Consider the following 24,257-nt stretch of genomic DNA (forward strand, 5'->3'; position numbering starts at 1 on the left):
CTATTCTTCATCTAATCCACTTTGCAGAAGTTCTATCAATGCATTTATTGCTTCTGCTTCATCTTCCCCTTTAGCTATTAATTCTATTTCGTCACCTTGAGAGACACCCAATGCCATAACCCCCATTATACTCTTGGCATTTACTTCTCTACCTTCTTTTTTGATATAAATATCTGCTAAAAACCTAGTTGCTGTCTGCACAAATAGCGCTGCTGGCCTAGCATGAAGCCCTATTTTATTCTTTACAACAATGGATTCACATTTCATTAAACTTCACCTCTTTTCATTTTTAAGTCTTCGGCTATCTCTTCAAGCTTTCTTAATCTATGATTTACACCTGATTTACCTATGGGAGGATTTAACATTTTTCCCAATTCTTTTAAACTTGCTTCCCTATGATCAAGCCTAAGTTTTGCAATTTCTATAAGATTTTCTGGAAGATTATTTATTCCAATATGTTTATCTATATACTCTATGTTATTTATTTGTCTAATAGATGCATTTATAGTCTTACTCAGATTTGCTGTCTCACAATTAACTATGCGATTTATATTATTCCTAACATCTTTCAATACCCTTATGTCTTCAAGCTTCAACAAGGCATTATGGGCACCAATTATATTGAGTATATCTACTATTTGTTCTCCTTCTTTAAGATATACTATATAGTTGTCCTTTCTTAATACAATCTTAGCATTTAATCCAAACGAATTTATTATATCACAAAGACCCTTACTATGCTCTTCACTATGATTTACAAATTCCAAATGATAGGTCTTTTCTGGGTCACTTATGGAACCTCCTCCTAGAAAAGCTCCCCGTATATATGCCCTTTTACAGCATCTATTGTTGACTAAATTCTGGGGCACTTCTGTATTAAATTTAAACGGCTCATCTTCGTTAAATACTTCGGTTTCTGTCAAAATCTTTTTTGCATCCTCAGAATCATCCACAATCATAAGATAACTATTATTCTTCTTGAGCTGTTTATTCCTTCTCACCATAACTTCAATCTTCATATCATATATCTTTTTTAATATCAGAAATATCCTTCTAGCTATGGCAGCGTTTTCAGTCACAAATTTCAAAGATATATTCCCCATGCCGTTAAACTGTATAGTACCACTCATTCTTATGAGGGCTGATATCTCTGCTATGGCACAGCAATAGTTTTCAATCTCAAGTCTTGAAAGTTCATTCTTTGTTTTAGAAGAAAAAGACATATATATCTACTCCCACTTTCAACTCTTATAAATACTAAATTATATAAACTCACTTATAGCCTTCATAATAATACTTCTTTCATCCTCATATCTAGCTACCTTTATAGCTCTATCCATATGGACAAATCTTGCATCAACAAAACCCTCCTGCCTTTGAGGTGTACAATTCATATTTCTAGTAACCATAAGAAACCAATGGACAGTTTTATTGACTATTTCTGTTTTTTCACATCTACTATTAGTAAAACTATATCTAATATATCCTAAATATTTCAGTATTTTCCCTTTTACATTACTTTCTTCAAAAACTTCTCTTATGGCAGTTTCATTCAACTTTTCGCCCTGTTCTACCTTTCCCTTAGGTAGTACCCAATCACCATTGTATTTTTTAAGTAGTAAGATGGCATTTCCAAATACCACAACTCCACCGGCACTTATTTCCCTTTTCACAATATACATCTCCTGTTTATATTATGTATGACATATATCCAGATTTTATTATACCACCTATCTAAATTACAATAATTATATACAAAAATATATACTCTATTATTATATCATAGTTTTTACTCATTGTAATGAATAATATCATGTCTTCACTATCAATTCAATAATTATTATTTTTTCAAAATATTATTGACATTATATTTTTACTATGTTAATATTATTTAAAATATATATACAAATTCTTTGAACAGGAATAGTAAACAGATTGCTAACATTATAGCGAGTCGGCGATAGTGGAAGGTCGATATTAGGTAACTGTTGAATGGACCTGGGAGAATCCTAGTGAACACTGATTTGTTAAGTAGCTATGGATGGGATTTCCCATTATAGAAATAAGATATCGAGTTCATTATATGCTCCGTATCTGATTTAAGCGAGATAGTATTACATACTATCTAATTTGGGTGGTACCGCGGAAAAAATAGCCTTTCGTCCCTTTATGGGGATGGAGGGCTTTTTGTTTTGTTAAATTTTGCGAGGTGATAATAATGATATGAACTTCAAATAAAAAAATATATTATTTTTAAAATGTTATTTACACTAATTTATTAAAAGGAGAGATTTAGATGGATTTAAGAAAAAATATATTAACCGCATTATTGTTAGCTATAGGATTTATATTGCATCAAGTTATGCCAGGTGCCATAGGTAGTATGAAATTTGATCTGATGTTAGCCTTTATATTTGTCTCCATATTTATAAATCGAGAGTTTAAAAATGTAATCCTTACTGCATTATTAGGAGGTATAATTACTGCATTAACAACTGCATTTCCAGGAGGTCAAATAGCAAATATCGTAGACAAAATTATTACTTGCTTAGTCATTTATCTATTAGTTTTAATTGCAGAAAAGGTTAAATTCAATCAAATATCTGTGGGAATCATATCTTTTATTGGTACTATTGTAAGTGGTTCTGTATTTTTAGGAACTGCACTATTTTTAGTAGGCCTTCCTGCTCCTTTCTTGGCATTGTTTGTGGGTATAGTAATTCCCACATCAATAACAAATATATTTATAACCCTTATAGTATACAATGCCGTAAAATCAACATTGAAGGTTTCAGGCGTGAAATTTATTGAACAATAAAATATAGTTTGTAGTATGTAGCCGGTAGTTCGTGGGATTTTTAGTATAGACTACGAACTACATGCTACAAACTACGAACTATATTTATTCCTTTATCTTGCCTGCATCTCTATGATTTACTACTGATCTTAGACCTCTTTGTCTCAAATGTTCATGTAATAAATTTGCCAAAGTTACAGATCTATGCTTTCCACCTGTACATCCCATAGCTATTACCAATTGGCTTTTTCCTTCTTTTACATAATAGGGAATTAAAAAATCTATCATATCTTTGAGCTTTTGAGCAAATATCCTAGTCTGATCCCAACTCATCACATAGTCCCTTACATTTCTATCATTTCCAGTAAAGTCTCTTAATTCATCTATATAGTGGGGATTTGGAAGAAATCGGACATCAAATACCAAATCTGCATCTAAGGGTATACCATATTTAAAACCAAAGGATAATACTGATATGGTGAAATTATCGGGTTTCTTTCCCTCTAAAAATATCTTTTGAATTTCTTCCTTTAGCATCCATATAGTAAAATTAGATGTGTCTATTATATTATCTGATTTTTTCTTTACTTCACTTAATATTTCCCGTTCTTTTTTTATACCATCAATTATCCTACCGTCTGGAGTCAAAGGATGAGGTCTCCTAAGTTCCTTATATCTCTTTATTAAAGTATCATCTGATGCCTCTAAAAATAATATGGTATATTTATAGCCCCGCTCTTTTAATATATCCAAACTTTCAAACAGGTCATCGAAAAACTTCCCTCCCCTTATGTCTACAACAAGGGCTACCTTTTCAATCCTACCCTTAGACTGATAGCAAAGTTCTGTGAATTTCGGTAATAGTGAAGGTGGCAGGTTGTCCATACAATAGAACCCTATGTCTTCCATTACCTTTATAGCTTGACTTTTACCAGCTCCCGATAGTCCAGTAACAATTACAAATTCCATATTATTATTCCCCTTTCATTGTCACTATTTAGTCTTTTGCATTTATTATTCTTTCAGCAGTTAGTCCTGCCTCTTTAGCCCTCTCTATTCCCTTCATGACATTTCCTACATCTTCAGGAGTATGGGCATCACTATCTATAACAAACTCCACATCTTCCTGCATTGCTATTTTTATATATTCCACAGTTAGATGCCCATGACTAGCATTTATTTCTAATTTAGTTCCCCTTTTGGCTGCTGCCTTTGCCAACATTCTAGAGTCTATATCTACCTTAGCTCCAGGATGAGTTATGATATCTATTTTATACCTATTCATAGCATTTATTAATGCTTGAGTATTCAAATATCGGGCCTTTTCTGCCTTCTTCTTAAACATCTTTCCCATATAGTTTAATCCAAAAATCTTATATCCATCTTTAATAGATTGAGGAAGAGCTCCAAAGTGAAATCCTACTAATAGAATGTCTAGATATTTTTTTATGTCATCGTCTATGTCTAAAGTTCCATCATATCCAACCACATTGGCCTCTACTCCCAATAATATATTTATATCTTTAAATTCTCTATTTAATTCATCTATTTCTTTTCTCATAACACTGAAATTCTTTCGTTTAACACCATACCCGATATGTCTAGGACCATGATCAGTTATTGCTATCTCTTCAAGACCTATACTAATCGCCTTTTCAACATTTTCCCTTATGGTTCCCTTTCCATGACTATATATAGTATGGGTATGATAATCGGCAAATATTTTCATACAATCTTTCTCCTTCCCCTTTACTACCTTTCTCCTATTATCTTTATTTCTGGTTCTAATTTTATATCAAATTTATCTTTTATGGTCTTCTGTACAAATTTAATTAATCTCAGTACATCTTCAGCAGTTGCATTTCCACAATTCACTACAAATCCACAATGTTTATCTGATACCTGGGCATCCCCAAACCTAACTCCCTTAAGTCCTGCGGCATCTATCAATCTACTGGCATAATCTCCTTCAGGTCTTTTAAATGTACTTCCAGCACTGGGCATATTTAATGGTTGTTTGCTAGTTCTTTTTTTAGTTAAATCATCCATCTGTACCTTTATAAGACCATATTCACCTTTATTTAATTCCATTTCAACTTCTACAACTATAAGATTATCTTTTACAACTCTACTATATCTATACCCAAATTCCATATCTTCATTTGAATAAGTCTTAATTCTTCCTCTACTATCTATACATTTTACTTTGGTTACTATATCCTTCATTTCTGGTCCATATGCCCCAGCATTCATAGTCACAGCTCCACCAATAGACCCTGGAATACCACTGGCAAATTCCATTCCAGTTAACCCATGATTCAAGGCTATTTTAGATATTTGTGACAATAAACTGCCCCCTTGTGCCACAATTTTATTTCCATTGATCTTTATATCATTAAAGTTTTCCCCAATTTTTACAACTATTCCCCTTATACCTTTATCTGTTACTAATAAATTTGTTCCATTTCCCATAATAAAATAGTCTATACCATTTTCTTTGCATATATCCAAAATAAATATTATTTCATCAACAGTCTTCGGCAATACCAAGATATCAGCAGGTCCTCCTATTTTAAAATATGTATGTCTCTTCATAGGCTCATTACTTAATACCCTATCTTCTCCTAAAGTTTTAAATATAGTGTCATACACCTTATCTTTGTTCAATATTTTCACCTCTAGTATCTATTTTTATAATCCATTATATTTTTATTCATAATATATTAAAAGTATATCGGTTTTAATATATTTATACAAGATATAGGCAAAATAAAAAGCAGCGAAATAAATTTCGCTGCTTTTCTTATATTAATATTCCATTTCAGCCATTCTCTTATAGTTTCCATATCTTTCTTTAGCATCTTCTTCTGCCTTAGTAAACAATTCATCTGCCAATTCAGGGAATGTTTTTATAAGGGATGTATATCTAACCTCACTATTTAAGAATTCCTTGAAGGATGCTGTTGGTTCTTTAGAATCTAATGTGAATGGATTCTTTCCTTCTTCTTTAAGTAGTGGATTATATCTATATAGATGCCAATATCCAGCTTCTACAGCTTTCTTTTCTTGCTCTTGTGTTTTACCCATACCAGCTTTTATACCATGGTTAATACATGGAGCATAGGCAATGATTAGTGAAGGTCCATCATATTTCTCTGCTTCAACTACTGCCTTAACTAATTGATTTTTGTTGTATCCCATAGCTACTTGTGCTACATATACATAACCATAAGTTGTTGCTATCATACCAAGGTCTTTCTTCTTAACCTTTTTACCTGAAGCAGCAAACTTAGCAACAGCAGCAGTAGGAGTAGCCTTAGATGATTGACCACCAGTATTTGAATAAACTTCAGTATCAAATACAAATACATTTACATCTTCTCCAGATGCCAATACGTGATCTAATCCACCATAACCTATATCATAAGCCCAGCCGTCTCCACCAAATATCCATACAGATTTCTTGATTAGATAATCTTTCTTAGCTTCAATATCTGCAAGAATTTCTTTGGCTCTAGCATCGTCTACATCTTTCTTATCTAATACAGGTAATACTTTAAGTGTAGCTGCTTTAGATGCTTTAGCATCATCCATGCCTTCTAACCACTCTTTAAATGGTGCTTTTACATCTTCTTTTATATCTAAGCTGATTAATTCTTTTACTAATTCAGCTATTCCTTCTCTTATTTGTCTAATTGCCACTGCCATACCATATCCATACTCAGCATTGTCTTCAAATAATGAGTTAGCCCAAGCAGGTCCTTTGCCTTCTGCATTTTTGCAATATGGAGTTGAAGGAGCTGAACCACCCCAGATTGAAGAACATCCAGTAGCATTAGCTATAACCATTCTATCTCCAAATAATTGAGTTACAAGTTTAGCATATGGTGTTTCACCACATCCTGCACAAGCTCCTGAGAACTCAAGTAATGGTTGTTTAAATTGACTACCTTTAACATTTTCTGCTGTCATTAAATCATCTTTTACCTTTACACTCATAGCATAGTCCCAATTTGGAACTTCTTTTTCAACTTGAGTATCAAGAGGTTTCATTTCAAGGGCATTAACTGGGCAAATATCTGCACAGTTTCCACATCCTGTACAATCCAATGCACTTACCTGTATCTTATATTGTAGTCCTTCAAATCCCTTACCAGTTGCAGGTTTAGTTTCAAATCCTTCTGGTGCCTTCTTAGCTTCATCTTCATCAACTAATATAGGTCTTATAGCTGCATGTGGACATACAAATGAACATTGGTTACATTGGATACATTTATCTTTTGCCCATTCTGGTACATTTACTGCTATACCTCTCTTTTCATATGCAGCAGTTCCATGTGGGAATGATCCATCTTCTGCACCAACAAATGTACTTACGGGTAGATTATCTCCCTCTTGTTTATTCATAGGCTCTAATACATTTTTAATGAAATCTGGCACTTCTTTTGTTGCAGCAGCTTCATTAGCTTCTTCAGCTTTCGCCCATGAGCTAGGTACATCTATCTTAACTAGAGAATCTATACCTTTATCAACAGCTTCTTTATTCATATTAACTATCTTTTCACCTTTCTTACCATAAGATTTAACAATAGCTTCTTTAAGGTACTTAAGTGCGTCATCTATATCAATTACCTCAGCTAATTTAAAGAATGCTGATTGCATAATCATATTTGTCCTATTACCTAATCCTATTTCAGATGCTATCTTAGTAGCATTTATAATATAGAAGTTAATATTATGATCAGCTATATATTTCTTGATATTAGCAGGTAATTTTTCTTCTAATTCTTCTGGTGACCATAATGTATTTAATAGGAAAGTTCCTCCATCTTTAAGGCCTTTCAATAAATCATATTGGTTCACATATGCTTGTTTTGAACATGAAATAAAGTCCGCTTCATTAATTAAGTAAGTAGACTTTATAGGTTCGTCACCAAATCTCAAGTGAGAAATTGTAACTCCACCTGATTTTTTACTATCATATGCAAAATATCCTTGAGCATACATATCTGTATTGTCTCCGATAATTTTGATAGCGTTTTTATTAGCTCCAACAGTACCATCTGAACCTAATCCCCAGAATTTACAAGCGATAGTTCCTTTTGGTGCTGTATTTATCTTTTCTTTAACTTCTAATGAAGTAAATGTAACATCATCAACGATGCTTACAGTAAATCTATCTTTTGGTTCTTCTGCATTCAAATTATCAAACACTGCTTTAATATCTGAAGGAGTAGTATCTTTTGAACCTAATCCATATCTTCCTCCAACTATTAATGGAGCATTTTCCTTATTGTAAAATAATGCTTTTATATCTAAATACAATGGCTCTCCAATTGCTCCAGGCTCTTTAGTTCTATCTAAAACAGCTATCTTTTTAACTGTCTTTGGTAATGCATCAAAGAAATATTTTTCAGAGAAAGGTCTATATAGATGTACTACTATTGCTCCTACCTTTTCTCCCTTAGCTACTAAATAGTCTACTGTTTCTTCGATAGTCTCAGTAACTGATCCCATAGCTATAATAATTCTTTCTGCATCTTCTGCACCATAATATTTAAATGGCATATATTTTCTTCCAGTTATCTTAGTTATTTCTTTCATATATTCTGCTACCACATCTGGTATAACATCATAATATTTATTACATGCTTCTCTTGCTTGGAAGAATATATCAGGGTTTTGAGCTGTACCTTTTGTATATGGATGCTCTGGATTTAATGCCTTATTTCTAAATGCATTAACTGCTTCAAAATCAGTCAGTTTAGCATATTCTTCATAGTCTATTAACTCTACTTTTTGGATTTCATGAGAAGTTCTAAATCCATCAAAGAAATGTACAAAAGGAACGCTTGTCTTTATTGCTGCTAAATGAGCAATTCCAGCAAGGTCTGCCACTTCTTGTACACTACTTGAAGCTAAAAGTGCAAATCCAGTTTGTCTAGTAGCCATTACATCCGAATGATCTCCAAATATTGAAAGTGCATGGGTTGCAACCGCACGGGCACTTACATGGAATACTCCTGGTAAAAGCTCTCCTGCAATTTTATACATATTAGGAACCATTAATAATAATCCCTGTGATGCTGTAAATGTTGTAGTTAATGCTCCTGCTGTTAATGAACCGTGTACTGCTCCTGATGCACCAGCCTCTGATTGTAATTCAGTAACACGTACTGGTTGACCAAAGATGTTTTTCTTACCATGGGCAGCCCATTCATCAACATGCTCAGCCATTGGTGATGATGGTGTTATAGGGTATATTGCAGCCACATCAGTAAATGCATAAGAAACATATGCAGCAGCTGTATTACCATCCATAGTTTTCATAACTTTTGCCATTATATTACCCCCTTGCAAAATTTGTTCAAAACTCTATCTACACACAACTCTAGTATAATAAACTGTGTCCATAAAGTCAACAATTTACAAGTTTTTAGACAGATTTCAAAAAAATTTGAAATTGCTGATTTTTTAGATATTTGACTCAAACCTTTTCTTGCCTTTGTTCTCCAAATATTTCATGAATTTTTCAGGCCATAGATTCATTATCAGATCCCTTGGCATATCTATATCTTTAAATATTTCTACAACTTTGTCAAAATTACCTACATCATATGCTATATGGGCATCACTCCCCATAACCACGGGCACCTTATATTTCTTACATAACTTAGCTATCTCTATGCAATTAACAAGACTTCCCTTTCTAGTGACTCCTAACGAGCTATTATTTATCTCTATCAATGTGTTGTTCTTTTTTGCAGCCAATACCATTTCCTCCTTATGGATAGGAAAAACAGGATTCCCCGAATGTCCTATAATATCCACTAAAGGATTTTCTATAGCACCTATAATAGCCGCTGTATTTTCGTCCCTATGTCCAGGTTCTATACATTTGTCATGTAATGATGCTATTACTAAATCTAGATTTTTCAATACCCTATCTGGCACATCTAATGCACCTTCAAAGTCCATTATATTTGCCTCCACTCCTTTTAATACGTGAACCCCCATCACTTTTTTAGGAATTACTCGCTGATTGGCTATATAAAACATATGAGGACCACCAGGCATCTCTGGTCCATGATCAGTCAATGCTACTATAGATAAGCCCTTGTTACTGGCCTCATGAATCACTTCACTGACAGTACTATATGCATGACCACTAGCTATTGTATGACAATGTATATCCATTAAATACATCATAAAAAAGCCTCCTTCTTTTATACTGTATACATCTACTCACTAAATCCCATCTGTTTCATTAATTTATTGTTTAACTCCACTGCGGCGTTATAACCCATCTGTTTTTGTCTATGATTTTTAGCTGCAACCTCCATTATCATTGCTAAATTTCGTCCTGGTTTCACTGGTATTACAATCTTGGGCAATTTGGTATTCAGTATTTCAGTGAAATCTTCATCTAATCCTACCCTGTCATAACTCTTTTCTTCATCCCAATATTCCAGTTCTATTACCAATTCTATGGTTTTAAAAGCCCTAACAGCTCCTATTCCATAAAGCCTTTTTATATCCAATATCCCTAGTCCCCTTATCTCAAGAAAATGTCTTATCAATTCAGGGGCCATTCCCTTTAATTTTCCTTCTTCTTCTCTGATAATTTCTACTGCATCATCTGCAACTAGTCTATGTCCTCTTTTTATCAATTCCAATGCTGTTTCACTTTTGCCAACGCCACTTTTTCCTACTATTAGTATACCAATACCATATACGTCAACCAATACTCCATGAATAGTAGTACTTGGAGCTAACATATCATCTATATATCCTATGATCTTACTTATAAACTTGGTCGTAGGCATCTCTGTAGTCAAAATAGGTCTTTTATATTTCTTGGCACATTCTATCATATAGGGATCAACTTCCATTTTTCTACTAACTATTAGTGCTGGTATAGGAGCACTAAAAAATCTATTTAGTCTGTATTCCTTAGTCTCCTTATCCAATGTCTCCAGATAACTGGACTCAACCTTCCCTATAATTTGAAGTCTATCATAAACAAAATGATCAAAGTATCCTGCCAATTGAAGACCTGGCCTATTTATGTCACTTTTTATTATTTCAGTATCTATTTTTTCTGGTTTATATATAATCTGTAATTTCATATCTTTAATTAATCTGTCTATAGTAAGAGATTTCATTTTTTCCCCCTAATATTCATCAAAATGTTTTGGTTTATCTGGCATAACCATAGCTGCCACAATATATGCTATGACACCAGGAAATCCAACGGTAAATATTGTTGCCAATACCCATAATAATCGTATCAGTGTAGAATCTATCTCAAAGTATTCTGCTATACCTCCACAAACTCCTGAAATCTTTTTATCAGTCCTCGATAAATATAATTTTTTATTTTCCACCAGTTTCACTCCTTCTTTTTTAGCTCTTAGTTCTTGGTTCTTGGTTCTTAGGGCTTGGTTCTTAGGGCTTAGAAGTATGAAGAAATTCATAGAATTTCATTCATCGACTACCGACTACCAACTACAAACTATCGTCTCTGTCTAAAATAATTATATACAGATTCTGCCGATATATTATTCATACCCTTAACTGCTCTTAATTCTTCTAAAGATGCCTTTCTTATATTTTCTACAGAACCCAATGCCTTTAACAATTCAAATTTCCTTTTGGGTCCTATGCCCTTTATATCATCTAATACAGATTTAAACACCTTTTTATCCCTTAATGTTCTATGGTAGCTTATGGCAAATCTATGGGCCTCATCTTGAATTCTAGTAATAAGATTGAACGCCTTACTTCCAACAGGGAGTTTTATTTCCTTATTATTATATATAATACCTCTAGTCCTGTGATTTTCGTCCTTTACCAGACCACATATAGGGATATCTATTCCCATTTTATCTATAACTTTTTTTGCTATATTTACTTGACCTTTCCCTCCATCAATCATTATAATATCTGGAAATACAGAAAAACTCTTCATCTTTACTTTATTGTTCTTTATAAGTCTTCTTTCCTCTATGCCACGATTAAACCTTCTTCTAACAATTTCTTCCATGCTTCCATAGTCATTAGAACCAATTACACTTTTTATTTTAAATCTTCTATAATATCTGGGGACCTTTTGTCCATCCTGAAACACTACCATGGAACCCACTGATTCTACCCCCTGTATATTGGATATATCAAAGGCCTCTATCCTTATGGGCAATGCTTCCAACCCCATTATTTCTGATAATTGCTGTAATGCCTCCTTTGCTTCCAATGTTTTCCCCTTTATTCTGTCACTATATTGATTTAATACATTCATTGCATTGGTTCTTACCATTTCCATTAACTGATTTCTATCTCCCCTTTTAGGTATCTTCATATATACCTTTGAACCCCTTTTTTCACTTAACCATTTTTCTACTACTTCTCTATCTTCAAAGTCTTCTTCTATCAATACTTCCTTTGGCACATATGCAGCTCCTAGATAAAATTGTTTTACAAAGGCGCTTAATATTTCCCCTCTATTCATACTCTCAGTATCATCTAAAATAAAATGTTCTCTTCCCATAACCTTTCCTGCTCTAACAAAGAATATCTGTATACAAGATTCGTCCATTGCTCTTGCCATACCTATTATATCTTGATCCACCATCTTAGTGGAAACTATCTTTTGTTTTTCCAATATATGTTTCAAAGACATTATCTTATCTCGATATTTTGCTGCCAATTCAAAGTCTAATTCCTTAGATGCCATTTTCATTTTTTCTTCTATAATCTGTACCAATTTTTCTTCTTTGCCATTAAGAAACATAATTATTTCATTAATCATATCCATGTATTTCTTTTCATCTACATTGCCTTGACAAGGTGCCATACATTTCCCTATATAATAATTTAGACATGGCCTCTTTTTTCTCTGTCCCTTGTCTATATTCATCTTACATGTCCTTATTGGATATAAATTCCTAATGATATCTAATGTATCATTTACTGCACCGCTACTGGTATACGGTCCAAAATACTTTGCACCATCCTTTTTTATATTTCTAGTTTTAAACACTCTAGGATATGTCTCATTAGTAGTAACCTTTATATAAGGATATTGCTTGTCATCCCTTAAAAGCACATTATATTTAGGTTTGTGCTTTTTAATAAGGTTTGCTTCTAAAATTAATGCCTCCACTTCTGTATCAGTGATTATATATTCAAATTCCTTTATATTCTTCACCATAGCCCTTACCTTGGTCGCCTTTGATGAAGAGTTTTGAAAATATTGTCTCACCCTCTTCTTTAAAGAGATGGCCTTCCCTACATATATAATCTGTCCAGAATCATCTTTCATTAGATATACACCTGATCTATCTGGTAACTTTTTTAATTCCTCATCTATATTAAAGTGCATACTCTCACCCTTATTTATTTAAATGTTATACATATATAATACCACAAAAAAAGAAAGTAAAAAAACCTGAAGATAAATCTTCAGGTTTTCATTGCTCTTATAAAATTAAAGTATTGTTATATTTTCTGCTTGAGGGCCTTTTGGTCCTTTAACTACATCAAAGGATACTTTTTGTCCTTCTTCCAATGTCTTGAATCCATCCTTATTAATTTGAGAAAAATGAGCGAATACATCATTTTCTTCTTCTGTAGTAATAAATCCAAATCCCTTTTCTGCATTAAACCATTTTACTATACCATTCATATTTTCATACCTCCGAAATTTTTATTCCTTTAATTCTTTGTAAATATAACTTATCAATAGAAATTTCGGATTTTATATGCAAAGTCATTGTTAGCAATAAACAAATCAGAAATACAATAATAATAATTTACTTTTGAATTAAGGTTCTTACTAAGTCTATAATACTTTTAATAATAAGTCAAGTAATTTTTGGAAATGTTACAAAAAAACTGAAACTAAATCTTCAAATTCTATGCTGTAGCCTCTAATTCATTTGCCTTTTCCATTTCTTTATTCTTTCCACTTCCTATTATAAAATGCAATATCAGTCCTACAGCCAATCCCCAAGCAGCTCCTTTGGTAGCTAGTACAGCACCCATAACTCCAGCCAATCCCTTTTCTTCATTTGTTTCAGTATATTGCATGGCTATCCTAGTACAAACAAATCCTTGAACTAATAATGTCAAAGATAGTGCAATAGGCAATACAGGCTTTAACAATGACACTATGGGCATTAATGAAACACCTATAAAACTAGCTATTCTAAAACTTCCAAATCCTCCATATATAGAATCCATTTGATGCCTTCCCTCTTTATACCTTTCACTAACAGCTGCTGTCACTGCAGCCCATAAGGGTCCACATAATGTGGCATAGGGAACTATTATAGATTGAATGATATTTCTAGCACCACTTATAAGATTAGATCTATTGGAGTCAAAGTCTATCTTTTCATCTTTTCTGCTTTCATTTGCTTCATTTATCAATGCTTTACTAGTTATAAAGTCTCCAAAGGCTATTATATACACTACAATTACCATAGGTAATGCAGCTATAAATATATCAACGCCTGGAAAGCCTATGCCCAATGGGCTTATGGTCTTTATAACTTCTCCAAATCTAGGCACAAATATTTCCCACTGTATATTTGGTACTGGTATTTCTTTTACTAAAACACCTATAAATAAAGACACTATTATAGCTGGTACCATTCCATATTTGCCTAAATATGACAATATATTAGATTTCACCTTTATACTCTTAAACTTTGCTGAAAATAAAATATAAAATGACAATAACCCCCCTAATGCTATAGAAATAGGAAATTCACCAAATCTTCCTCCTATGCCCATTTCCCCTGTTATAGCAGCAACACCAGCACCCAATAATATACCAGCTTTCATTGAATTGGGAATCCAGTTTATTATTTTTCCAGCTAAACCTGTTATCCCCATTATTACAAACAATACTCCCACTAATAATTGTAATGCTATTAGTGCATGTATTCTATCTGGGCCCATTTTATATTGTCCTAAAAACCCTAAAATCAATGGCAATGCTGGAGTTATCCAGCCTGGCACAACAGGATCTCCCATTAAAACATGTAGGTTATAAAACAATCCATTTATTATAACCATTGTTAAAGCCACCTCAAAAGAAAATCCTAGAGTCTCAGTCATAACAGGTATCGCACCTAGACAAGTTGCACAAAGTAAGAGTCCTTGCCAAATTTCAGGCATTTCTATTTTATAGTGTATAAATGGAATTCTTATTTTAAATATTCCAAATGGAATATACGGTTGCTCTTCACCATTTTTTCTTCCTTTCATAAATATATCCCCCTCATTTTATTTAAATCGCTTTGCAAACTCATCTTTTAACTCATCTCTAAAATTAGGATGAGCAATATTGATAAGGGCCTTAGCTCTACCTCTCAATGTCTTCCCCCTTAAATCAGCTATACCATATTCAGTAACAATATAATGAACATCATTTCTTGAAGTAGTAACTGCAGAACCCTTATTTAAAAATGGTACTATTCTTGAAGTCTTGCCTTTCCTTGCTGTGGAAGGTATGGCTATTATAGATTTCCCATCTTTGGCCATACTAGCACCTCTAACATAGTCAACCTGCCCCCCAGTCCCACTAAATTGATTTAATCCTATACTTTCAGAAGATATTTGTCCCATTAAATCTACTTCTAGGCATGAATTAATGGAAATCATCTTATAATTTTGTGCAATGATTACAGGATTATTTACATAGTCCACAGGATATAGTTCCACAGATGGATTATTATCAATAAAATTATAAAGTCGTCTCGTCCCCATCATGAAAGTAACTACCATTTTTCCTTTATGAATAGTTTTGTTCCTATTTGTTATTACACCTGCCTCAACAAGGTCTACAACTCCATCAGAAAACATCTCTGAATGAATCCCCAAATCTCTTTTATCCTTTAAAAACAATAATACAGCATCGGGGATTGCCCCTATTCCCAATTGTAATGTGGATCCATCATCAATAAGAGCAGCACAGTTCTCTCCTATTGCCCTTTCGATATCACCTATTTTAGGTGCATTAAGCTCTATGAGCTCTGTTGAATTTTCAACTATATAATCCATATTAGACACATGTATAAAATTATCACCTAAAGTTCTTGGCATCTTATCATTGACCTCTGCTATTACTAACCTTGCACATTCGCTAGCAGGCTTAGTGTAATCATTAGATAATCCATAACTACAATATCCATGTTCATCTGGAGTACTTACCTGTATAAGTGCCACATCTACAGGTAAGTAATTATCTGTAAACAACCTAGGTATTTCATAAAAAAAGCTAGGTGTATAATCTGCCCTATTTTGATTAACTGCCTCCCTAGTAGATCCTCCAACAAAAAGGGCATTATGCCTGAAGTGTCCTCTCATTTCAGGTTTTGTATATTCACTTTTTCCCATGGCAACCATATGGACAATTTCAACATCTTCGTATTGTTCCTTATTATCTATCATGGCCTTAACCAGTTTCGTAGGTTCACTGCATGCATGGCCTATAACTACTCTATCGCCAGACTTTATATTTTTTACTGCTTCATCAGCAGATGTCAATCTATTTTTATAAATTCTTTTCCACATAATCTCCCCCCTCATGCCTTAACATATTTATCTTTTTAAATATATCTTCATAACAATCTCTACTGTCTACTTTTATCTTCCACTGGCACAAAATTCTATCACTATTTGCACAAGCACTTGTGCACCCACACACTATAATCAACACACCATAATACTCATTTTCTCTAGCTACAAAAAATTTATCTTCTGTTAATATATCCTTTATATATTTTACAAACCTTTTTCTATTGTATTTGGGATTACAACCACCACAATACTTTATACCTATATTCACATCATTTCTCCTTATAGAGATTTGTTTAAAATTTTTTTTGCCATATCAATAAGCTCTGGACTCACTTCTCTAGATATAACAACTTCATTGACCCATGGAAACTCTTCCTTTAACTTTTGTTCAATAAAATCCTTTGTAGTCATATCAGAATGGGGACACCCACTACATGCACCCAATAATTTTATCCTGACTACTCCATTTTTAACTTCTAAAAGTCTTACATCCCCATTATGACTTATTAACCTAGGTCTTATTTTTTCTTCAAGTATTTCCTTCACTTTGTCAACCATAATATCACTCCATATTTATAGATCAACAGAGACATAAAATTGCTACAAATAATTTTATTTATGCCTCTGTCAATACTAAAATTTATAATTACATCTCAATTATTTTTCTATTTTGGCTATATTTTTAGCTAAATCTTTTTTGTGTTCTAAATTACCTTGTCTCCATATCATTACTCTCTGTGCTTGAGGAGACCCTGCTCCATGCATTGATTCTGTTCTATATCCTACCGCTGCAGTACCCAGTGTCATATTTTCAATTAATCTTAATATTTTCATACGATCCATAGTAGGTACATTTGCATTACCTTTAAAGTATTTTTCACATATGGGTCCTATTTCTGGGTGTTTGAAATCCTTTTCAGATGGCATAGTAACCATTAATCCCCCTGCAATATCTTCAGCTAATCGGGCTATCTCATAAGGGAATCTCGTAACATTCTGTTTACATATATTCGCCAATAACATATCTATTTGGTAATTCCCCGATTGTGTAGCATAGCCCTCTGAAGAACATGCTATACCACAACAGTATAGAGTTTCATTTAGATGCATCATCTCTATAAGTTTATCCTTTATATGAGATGCCTTAGGCACTCCATTATATTCCGCAGCCAATGCAGCAGCTCCTATTAATACATCACCAACTCCTACTTTACAGCCACCATAACTTTGTCTATGATATCCTGCAAATCTTTCTACTAACATACCTGCAAATTCTGTCTCTCCATTTAAAAATATTCTCTCATTGGGTACAAAGACATCATCAAATACCACCAATGCCTCTTGCCCTCCAAATTCACTATTACCCACATCCATTTGTACATCTTCTTCCAGCTTTCTAGTATCACATGACTGACGGCCATATATCATGAAAACTCCATCTGCATCTGTAGGTATAGCAAAGGACACAGCATAATCTTTGTCATCGGGTCCCATCGCTATTGTAGGCATGATTAAATGCTCATGGGAATTAATGCTACCTGTTTGATGTACCTTTGCCCCCCTTACTACAATACCGTCATTCCTTCTTTCTACTACATGGACAAACATATCTGGATCCTCTTGTTTACTAGGGGCTAAACCTCTATCTCCTTTGGGATCTGTCATTGCTCCATCCACTGTCCAATCCTTTTGTTGAACCTCTTTCATGTATTTTGTAAAATTCTTATGATAATTAGTCCCATATTTTTCATCTGTTTCATAAGTAGTACTAAAAACTGCATTAAAGGCATCCATCCCAACACATCTTTGAAAGCATGATGCCGTTTTTTGTCCCAATAATCTTTGCATTTTTACTTTTTTAACTAAATCTTCAGTACTTTGATGTAAATGACAGAACCTATTTACCTTTTCTCCTGTTAAATTAGATGTAGCTGTCATCAAATCTTCATATTGTGGATCATGGGCCAATTCATATGTCATTGCCACTGAATTAATAGATGGACGAATTATCGGATGGTCTACTGGATTCTCCACCAACTCTCCAAACATATAAACCTTTATGTCTAAACTTCTAAGACTTTCAATATACTCTTTCCCTGTCATAAGTGCCATTTTAACAACCTCCCTAACATAATTTAATTTTGATATCAAGATAGCTATCTTTTATTCTCACTTAATTAATATTGCAATTGATATGCCATTTTTTTAACAAAGTTAATTATTTTTTATTTGTCCTCATTAAATGACTGTATTTTCAGTATCTTCATTTAATAAAAAACCAAAACAAATCCTATATTTTCAAAAAACAAAGAGAAATTCGTTGCGATATCGCAACGAATTTCTCTTCGTTTTTTGAATTCTTAATATGAAATCATTGAATTTAAAGCTATATATACCCTTGTTTGCATATATGCATTTTTATTGCATTATTGCAACATCTATTTTTCATATTTTTTCCTCTTTCTCACAAATGTAGAAGGATCTATGTCTAAAGCCCTAGCAGCATCCCTGACATTACCATATTTTTCATATGACCTCTCTAGCAAATTTTTTTCTACAATGGAAACTGCCCTTTTTATAGGGATTATATCATCACAGAATTCAAATCTTGGCCTATTCTTTTTATTGAGTATTTTTCTAGGTAAGTCTTTACAATTTATCTCATCGCCACTACTCATTGCTGTTATTCTTTCTATAACATTTTTTAGTTCCCTTACATTTCCTGGCCATTGGTAGTCATAAATAGCATCCATAACATCTCTGGCTAAAGATTTATTCCATCCATATTTTTCGTTTATATTCATTAAAAAATATCTAGTCAATTCTATTATATCCTGCTTTCTCTCTCTAAGTGGAGGAATATTTATAGGAATTACATTTAATCTATAAAATAGATCTTCTCTAAATAGCTTCTGTTTTACCATCTTTTCTAAATCCCTATTAGTGGCAGAAATTATCCTCACATCTATCTTTATGGATTTCACTCCCCCAACCCTTTTGACTTCATTTTCTTGAAGTACCCTCAAAAGTTTTACCTGCATATTTAGTGGCAATTCTCCTATCTCATCTAAAAATAAGGTTCCTCCATTAGCAACCTCAAAAAGTCCCATCTTTCCATCTTTATTTGCACCAGTAAATGCCCCTTGTTCATATCCAAAGAGTTCAGATTCTATTAGATTTTCTGGTATAGCACCACAATTTACTTTTATAAATGGCTTTTCAAGTCTGTTACTATTCTTGTGTATGAATTTGGCCACAACCTCTTTTCCAACTCCACTTTCACCAAAAAGTAATACTGTAATATCAGTTATTGCCGCCTTTTTAGCACGATAAAGAATATCTAACATTTTTTTATCCTTTACCACAAGACCTGATGTGTCTAGATATTGATTTTTTAGTTCTTTAATCTCCCAATAATATTTTTCAGCTAACTTTTCCTGTACTTGCAGTTCACTTTTTAGTTTATACAGCTCAGTGACATCCCTTACATTAGTTATCACTATAATTATATTTCCTTTTTCATCAAATACTGGTCTACTGGTAATCAATGCCTTCTTCCCTGTCTTAAACTCTTGATTTAAAGAAATAGTCTGTCTTTTCTCTATTGATAAAAGAGAACCTGACTTTGATATATAACCCTCTTTCACAAGGTCTTTCATATTTCTATCAATTAGATTCGCCCTTTTCAGCCCTGTTATTCTCTCATATGATTCATTAACTCTGATAGTTTTTCCTTTTCCATCTGTAATATATATCCCATCATAGGAATACTCTATAGTTCTATCCAATCTTTTAGATAACTTTCTATTAATTTCTAGCTCCTTTAATATCTTTTCAAAGGAAGTTATATCTTGAAATAAGATAGTAGCTCCCCATAATTTGTCATCTATTCTCAACGGAATAAAATCATATATTAGTAATTTCCCTTTATACCTGATTTTCTCTTTATATATACTATTAAATTCTTTCAATATATTTTTCTCTATTCTGAATTTTTCAAATATATCTGAGATATGACTATCTTTCACATCATACTTGTCAACCCCCAATATCTTTAAAGCCGTCTTATTAAAACATGATATAATTCCATCCTTATCAATTGTAACTATCCCATTGCTGGAAGATTGTATTATTGTTCGAAGTTTTTTAAGTTCATATTGTATTGATAATTTATCTGCATTACTCTCGCCCATCCCCATAAAATAACCCCCTCCCATTTTTAATAATAACACAAAAAAATGATTCTAAAAACAAATATCCCGATTGTTGGCAACTATAAAACTTATTAAAATATAAAAAAGTTAGTAGTAAGTAGTTTAATGATAAAATCCATAGGATTTCCACCATCAACTACGAACTACTAGCTACCAACTACTAACTATATTTTATATTCTCATTTGACTTCTCCTAAATATGCCCTTTGAACATCATCATTGTCTAGAAGCTCCATTCCATTACCTTCTAATACTATCTTTCCTGTCTCCAATACATATCCATAATCAGCAATCTCTAACGATGCTTTAGCATTCTGCTCTATTAAAAGTATAGTTACTCCTTCTCTATTTATCTCTTTTATTATATTAAAAATATCTTTAACTATTAATGGTGCCAACCCTAGAGAAGGCTCATCCATCATTAATAATTTTGGTCTAGACATAAGTCCTCTAGCCACAGCTAACATCTGCTGTTCTCCTCCTGACATAGTCCCTGCCTTTTGCCAGATTCGTTCCTTTAATATGGGAAACAACTCATATACCCATTTCAAATCCTTTTGAATTTGCTCTTTATCATTTCTACCATAGGCACCCAACATAAGATTTTCTTCAACCTTTAGGTCGGGAAATACCCTTCTTCCCTCTGGTACCAATACCAATCCTTTCTTCACAATGCCAGTGGTATTTTCACCAGTTATATCCTTCCCCTGATATATTATCTTTCCACTGCTACTCTCAACTAATCCCATAGTAGTCCTTAGTGTTGTGCTTTTCCCTGCTCCATTTGCCCCAATGAGGGTTACTATTTTACCACTGATCACTTCCAATGTAATACCCCTTAGTGCATGTATACCTCCATAATGTACATTTAAATTTTCTATTTTAAGCATATCAATCAACCCCCAAGTAGGCTTCTATTACCTTTTGATTGTTTTGTATCTCGTAAGGATTGCCCACCGCTATAGTTTCTCCATGGTCTAAAACATAAATATTCTCGCATACCCCCATGACTACTTGCATATGGTGCTCTATCATCAATATAGTTATGTCAAATTTCTCTTTTATTTCCTGTATAAAGTTCATCAACTCCAAAGATTCTTGAGGATTCATGCCTGCCGCTGGCTCATCTAAAAGTAATACTTTAGGATTTGTAGCCAATGCCCTAGCTATCTCAAGTCTCCGTTGTTTTCCATAGGGCAGTGAATATGACTTTTCATCCTTTACATCTAACAAATCTACTTCATTTAAAAGATTTATGGATTTTTCATACATATATCTTTCCTTTTTTACATAATCAGGTGTCCTAAATATAGATGAAATAACATTGGAATTAAGTCTCAAATGGTTGGCTACTAACACATTATCTAAAACTGACAACTCTTTAAACAACCTTATATTCTGAAATGTCCTTGCCAATCCTAATTTAGTTATATTGTGAGGCTTCATTAATGTTATATCTTTATCTTCAAAATATATACTTCCTTCAGTCGGTTTATATACACCTGTTATCATATTAAATGCAGTAGTCTTACCTGCACCATTGGGACCTATTAATCCTACAATTTGATTTTTTTCCAAATCCATATTCAAATTTGATACTGCAACCAGTCCTCCAAATTTCATGGTTATTCCATCAGTTCGTAAAACTGACATATACTTCACATCCTTCTGTTATATTAACTAACTTTTTTGCGTTTCTTTCTATCTATAAACCAATCCCATGTAAACTCATTGGTCCCCATAAGCCCTTGCTGATAAAATAATATAACTATCATCAATAGAGCAGAAAATACTACCATTCTCAGTCCTGGTATGGCTGCAATCTTTATAAATCCAAAGTTCATACTTCCATCTAATACCCTCAATACCTCCATTAGTGTTGTAACTACTACAGCAGATATTACTGTCCCTGTTATACTGCCAATACCTCCCAGTACTACTATAAGAACTATATTAAATGTCAAAATAAATCTAAACATTAATGGATCTATAGTACCCAATAAATGGGCTAATAATGCCCCTCCTATTCCAGCCAAAAAAGAGCCTATTGTAAATGCCAATATCTTATGTTTAAATAGATTTATTCCCATGGCCTGTGCTGCTATCTCATCTTCTCTTATGGCTTTAAAGGCCCTTCCATAACTACCTTTTATAAGAAATACCATAAATATTATACATACTATTGCTATACCCCAACTCCACCATACATTGGTAGTATTGGGCAATCCTTTAAGTCCCAATGCTCCATTAGTCAAAGATTGGGTATTAGTAAATATTATCCTGATAATCTCACCAAATCCCAATGTTGCTATAGCAAGATAATCATCTCGTAATCTTAATACAGGTGCTCCTATTAAAAAACCTGCCAATCCAGCCATAATTCCTCCCATAAGTAATGCGATATAGAAGGGTACTTCCACATTGGCCAAAAAGGGTACTATGGGTTTCATAAAAAAATTCATTTCCTTCATATCAGGGGACATTGTAAGTAATGCAGATGTATATGCCCCCACAGCCATAAAACCTGCATGACCCAAAGAAAATAATCCAGTAAACCCATTTATCAAATTAAGTCCCAAAGCTAAAATTACATATATTCCACATAGATTAAATATCCTCATCTTGTATGAGTCAAATGTTTTGTTAAATATTACTATTATTACAAGAAATAACCCAATAGCTATTAAAGTCATTAATCTCTTTTTTTTATTTATTTCCATATGCTACACCTTCTCCACTGTATTTTGCCCCATAATGCCTGTGGGCTTAAATAATAAAATGACTATTAATAATACAAAGGCAAAGGCATCCCTATATCCTGATAAACTAGGCAAAAATGCCACTAGCATAATCTCTCCTAGCCCCAATATAAATCCGCCAATAACTGCACCTTTGATATCCCCAATACCACCCACAACAGCAGCAATAAAACATTTAAGACCAGGCATAAGTCCCATTAAAGGAATCATAGATGGATACCTAAGTCCCCACATTACTCCCCCTACTGCAGCCATTACAGAGCCTATTCCAAAGGTTATAGTTATTATACTATTTACATTTATAGCCATGAGCCTTGCAGCTTCATAGTCCTTAGATACAGCCCTCATAGCCATACCTGTTTTAGTATGATTAACTATATATAATAATCCAATTAATAATACCATTGTCACAATGGGAATATAAAGAGATACACTTGTCAATGTAACTGAACCTATTTTTACTACTTTACTAAAAATCCCTATATTGGGAAAAGACTTTGGTTTTCCTCCAAATATAACTACTGCAAGGTTTTCTATAAAAAAAGATACTCCTATGGCCGATATCATAACAGATATTCTTGGAGAGTCCCTTAATGGTCTATAAGCCAGTCTTTCTATTAATATTCCTATTATTCCAGTCAAAAGAATTGCTACTATAAATCCTATCCACCATGGTAGGAAGAATCTACTTACAGCATAAAAGCCAAAATATATACCCAACATAAATATATCTCCATGAGCAAAATTTATTAGTCTCAATATGCCATATACCATTGTATAACCAATAGCTAATAATGCATATAAACTACCCAATGATATGCCATTGGCCAAATGTTGAAAAAAGCTTTCTAAACTCATATAGTCCATAAATATCCCTCTCTTGTATTAGATTAAATATGC

The 24,257-nt window shown here is 33.2% G+C and carries 23 protein-coding genes and 1 other annotated feature; of the genes, 1 reads left to right on the forward strand and 22 read right to left on the reverse strand.

Annotation, left to right across the window (positions count from 1 at the left end; genetic code table 11):
- The 3 genes from Q326_RS0106280 to Q326_RS0106290 are packed head-to-tail and all read right to left on the reverse strand — an operon-like array spanning position 1 to position 1,673.
- Entirely contained in the window at positions 1–267 is a 267-nt protein-coding gene (locus Q326_RS0106280) for an HPr family phosphocarrier protein (RefSeq protein WP_026894596.1), read from the reverse strand.
- Complete coding sequence (gene whiA, locus Q326_RS0106285; protein WP_026894597.1) at positions 267–1,223, reverse strand: DNA-binding protein WhiA; 957 nt, start codon at positions 1,221–1,223, stop codon at positions 267–269. The genes Q326_RS0106280 and whiA overlap by 1 nt, the downstream gene beginning before the upstream one ends.
- A gap of 39 nt (positions 1,224–1,262) precedes the next feature.
- On the reverse strand, positions 1,263–1,673 hold the full coding sequence (locus Q326_RS0106290) for an NUDIX hydrolase (RefSeq protein WP_026894598.1): 411 nt from the start codon (positions 1,671–1,673) through the stop codon (positions 1,263–1,265).
- A 231-nt stretch (positions 1,674–1,904) separates the two neighbouring features.
- Positions 1,905–2,170 (forward strand) — a binding site (T-box leader).
- A gap of 126 nt (positions 2,171–2,296) precedes the next feature.
- Between Q326_RS0106290 and Q326_RS0106295 the strand changes: the two genes are divergently transcribed.
- A complete protein-coding gene (locus Q326_RS0106295; RefSeq protein ID WP_026894599.1) occupies positions 2,297–2,818 on the forward strand; it encodes a tryptophan transporter in 522 nt (173 codons plus the stop codon).
- 84 nt (positions 2,819–2,902) lie between these two features.
- Here Q326_RS0106295 and rapZ read toward each other — a convergent pair whose 3' ends face one another.
- The 19 genes from rapZ to Q326_RS0106390 all read right to left on the reverse strand — a co-directional run bounded on the left by rapZ (position 2,903) and on the right by Q326_RS0106390 (position 24,224).
- The gene (rapZ, locus tag Q326_RS0106300) at positions 2,903–3,766 is read right to left on the reverse strand and encodes an RNase adapter RapZ (RefSeq protein ID WP_026894600.1); all 864 of its coding nucleotides are present in this window, start codon (positions 3,764–3,766) and stop codon (positions 2,903–2,905) included.
- Between the two features lie 28 nt (positions 3,767–3,794).
- Complete coding sequence (locus Q326_RS0106305; RefSeq protein WP_026894601.1) at positions 3,795–4,526, reverse strand: PHP domain-containing protein; 732 nt, start codon at positions 4,524–4,526, stop codon at positions 3,795–3,797.
- Between the two features lie 23 nt (positions 4,527–4,549).
- On the reverse strand, positions 4,550–5,464 hold the full coding sequence (murB, locus tag Q326_RS0106310) for a UDP-N-acetylmuramate dehydrogenase (protein ID WP_026894602.1): 915 nt from the start codon (positions 5,462–5,464) through the stop codon (positions 4,550–4,552).
- Between the two features lie 141 nt (positions 5,465–5,605).
- Positions 5,606–9,139 carry a pyruvate:ferredoxin (flavodoxin) oxidoreductase gene (gene nifJ, locus Q326_RS0106315; RefSeq protein ID WP_026894603.1) on the reverse strand — a complete coding sequence of 1,178 codons (3,534 nt, stop codon included), beginning with the start codon at positions 9,137–9,139 and terminating at the stop codon, positions 5,606–5,608.
- Between the two features lie 132 nt (positions 9,140–9,271).
- Positions 9,272–10,006: a phosphatase gene (locus Q326_RS0106320; protein ID WP_026894604.1), complete on the reverse strand. Its 735-nt coding sequence runs from the start codon at positions 10,004–10,006 to the stop codon at positions 9,272–9,274.
- 32 nt (positions 10,007–10,038) lie between these two features.
- A complete protein-coding gene (hprK, locus tag Q326_RS0106325; protein ID WP_026894605.1) occupies positions 10,039–10,962 on the reverse strand; it encodes an HPr(Ser) kinase/phosphatase in 924 nt (307 codons plus the stop codon).
- A 9-nt stretch (positions 10,963–10,971) separates the two neighbouring features.
- Entirely contained in the window at positions 10,972–11,184 is a 213-nt protein-coding gene (locus tag Q326_RS0106330) for a PspC domain-containing protein (protein WP_026894606.1), read from the reverse strand.
- Positions 11,185–11,312: 128 nt separating this feature from the next.
- On the reverse strand, positions 11,313–13,178 hold the full coding sequence (uvrC, locus tag Q326_RS0106335; RefSeq protein ID WP_034601418.1) for an excinuclease ABC subunit UvrC: 1,866 nt from the start codon (positions 13,176–13,178) through the stop codon (positions 11,313–11,315).
- Positions 13,179–13,283: 105 nt separating this feature from the next.
- On the reverse strand, positions 13,284–13,481 hold the full coding sequence (locus Q326_RS0106340) for a cold shock domain-containing protein (RefSeq protein WP_026894608.1): 198 nt from the start codon (positions 13,479–13,481) through the stop codon (positions 13,284–13,286).
- A gap of 230 nt (positions 13,482–13,711) precedes the next feature.
- On the reverse strand, positions 13,712–15,070 hold the full coding sequence (locus Q326_RS0106345; RefSeq protein ID WP_034601420.1) for a permease family protein: 1,359 nt from the start codon (positions 15,068–15,070) through the stop codon (positions 13,712–13,714).
- An 18-nt stretch (positions 15,071–15,088) separates the two neighbouring features.
- Positions 15,089–16,378 carry an acetyl-CoA hydrolase/transferase family protein gene (locus Q326_RS0106350; RefSeq protein ID WP_250160317.1) on the reverse strand — a complete coding sequence of 430 codons (1,290 nt, stop codon included), beginning with the start codon at positions 16,376–16,378 and terminating at the stop codon, positions 15,089–15,091.
- Positions 16,359–16,652 carry a hypothetical protein gene (locus Q326_RS0106355; protein WP_026894611.1) on the reverse strand — a complete coding sequence of 98 codons (294 nt, stop codon included), beginning with the start codon at positions 16,650–16,652 and terminating at the stop codon, positions 16,359–16,361. Before Q326_RS0106355 ends, Q326_RS0106350 begins: the two co-directional genes overlap by 20 nt.
- Before the next feature lie 11 nt (positions 16,653–16,663).
- Positions 16,664–16,942, reverse strand: a complete 279-nt coding sequence (locus Q326_RS0106360) for a NifU family protein (protein ID WP_026894612.1) — start codon at positions 16,940–16,942, stop codon at positions 16,664–16,666.
- Positions 16,943–17,041: 99 nt separating this feature from the next.
- A complete protein-coding gene (locus Q326_RS0106365) occupies positions 17,042–18,496 on the reverse strand; it encodes a 4-hydroxyphenylacetate 3-hydroxylase family protein (protein WP_026894613.1) in 1,455 nt (484 codons plus the stop codon).
- A gap of 326 nt (positions 18,497–18,822) precedes the next feature.
- Positions 18,823–20,583 (reverse strand): sigma 54-interacting transcriptional regulator, encoded by a 1,761-nt coding sequence (locus Q326_RS0106370; protein ID WP_169733577.1) that lies wholly within the window; start codon positions 20,581–20,583, stop codon positions 18,823–18,825.
- Positions 20,584–20,777: 194 nt separating this feature from the next.
- Positions 20,778–21,488, reverse strand: coding sequence for an ABC transporter ATP-binding protein (locus Q326_RS0106375; protein ID WP_026894615.1), 711 nt, complete (start codon positions 21,486–21,488; stop codon positions 20,778–20,780).
- Position 21,489: 1 nt separating this feature from the next.
- The gene (locus tag Q326_RS0106380; RefSeq protein ID WP_026894616.1) at positions 21,490–22,251 is read right to left on the reverse strand and encodes an ABC transporter ATP-binding protein; all 762 of its coding nucleotides are present in this window, start codon (positions 22,249–22,251) and stop codon (positions 21,490–21,492) included.
- Between the two features lie 23 nt (positions 22,252–22,274).
- Positions 22,275–23,318: a branched-chain amino acid ABC transporter permease gene (locus Q326_RS0106385; RefSeq protein ID WP_051531249.1), complete on the reverse strand. Its 1,044-nt coding sequence runs from the start codon at positions 23,316–23,318 to the stop codon at positions 22,275–22,277.
- Between the two features lie 3 nt (positions 23,319–23,321).
- Positions 23,322–24,224, reverse strand: a complete 903-nt coding sequence (locus Q326_RS0106390; RefSeq protein WP_034601421.1) for a branched-chain amino acid ABC transporter permease — start codon at positions 24,222–24,224, stop codon at positions 23,322–23,324.
- Positions 24,225–24,257: the final 33 nt, after the last annotated feature.

This window comes from Clostridiisalibacter paucivorans DSM 22131 (assembly GCF_000620125.1).
GTDB classification, from domain to species: Bacteria; Bacillota; Clostridia; order Tissierellales; family Clostridiisalibacteraceae; genus Clostridiisalibacter; species Clostridiisalibacter paucivorans.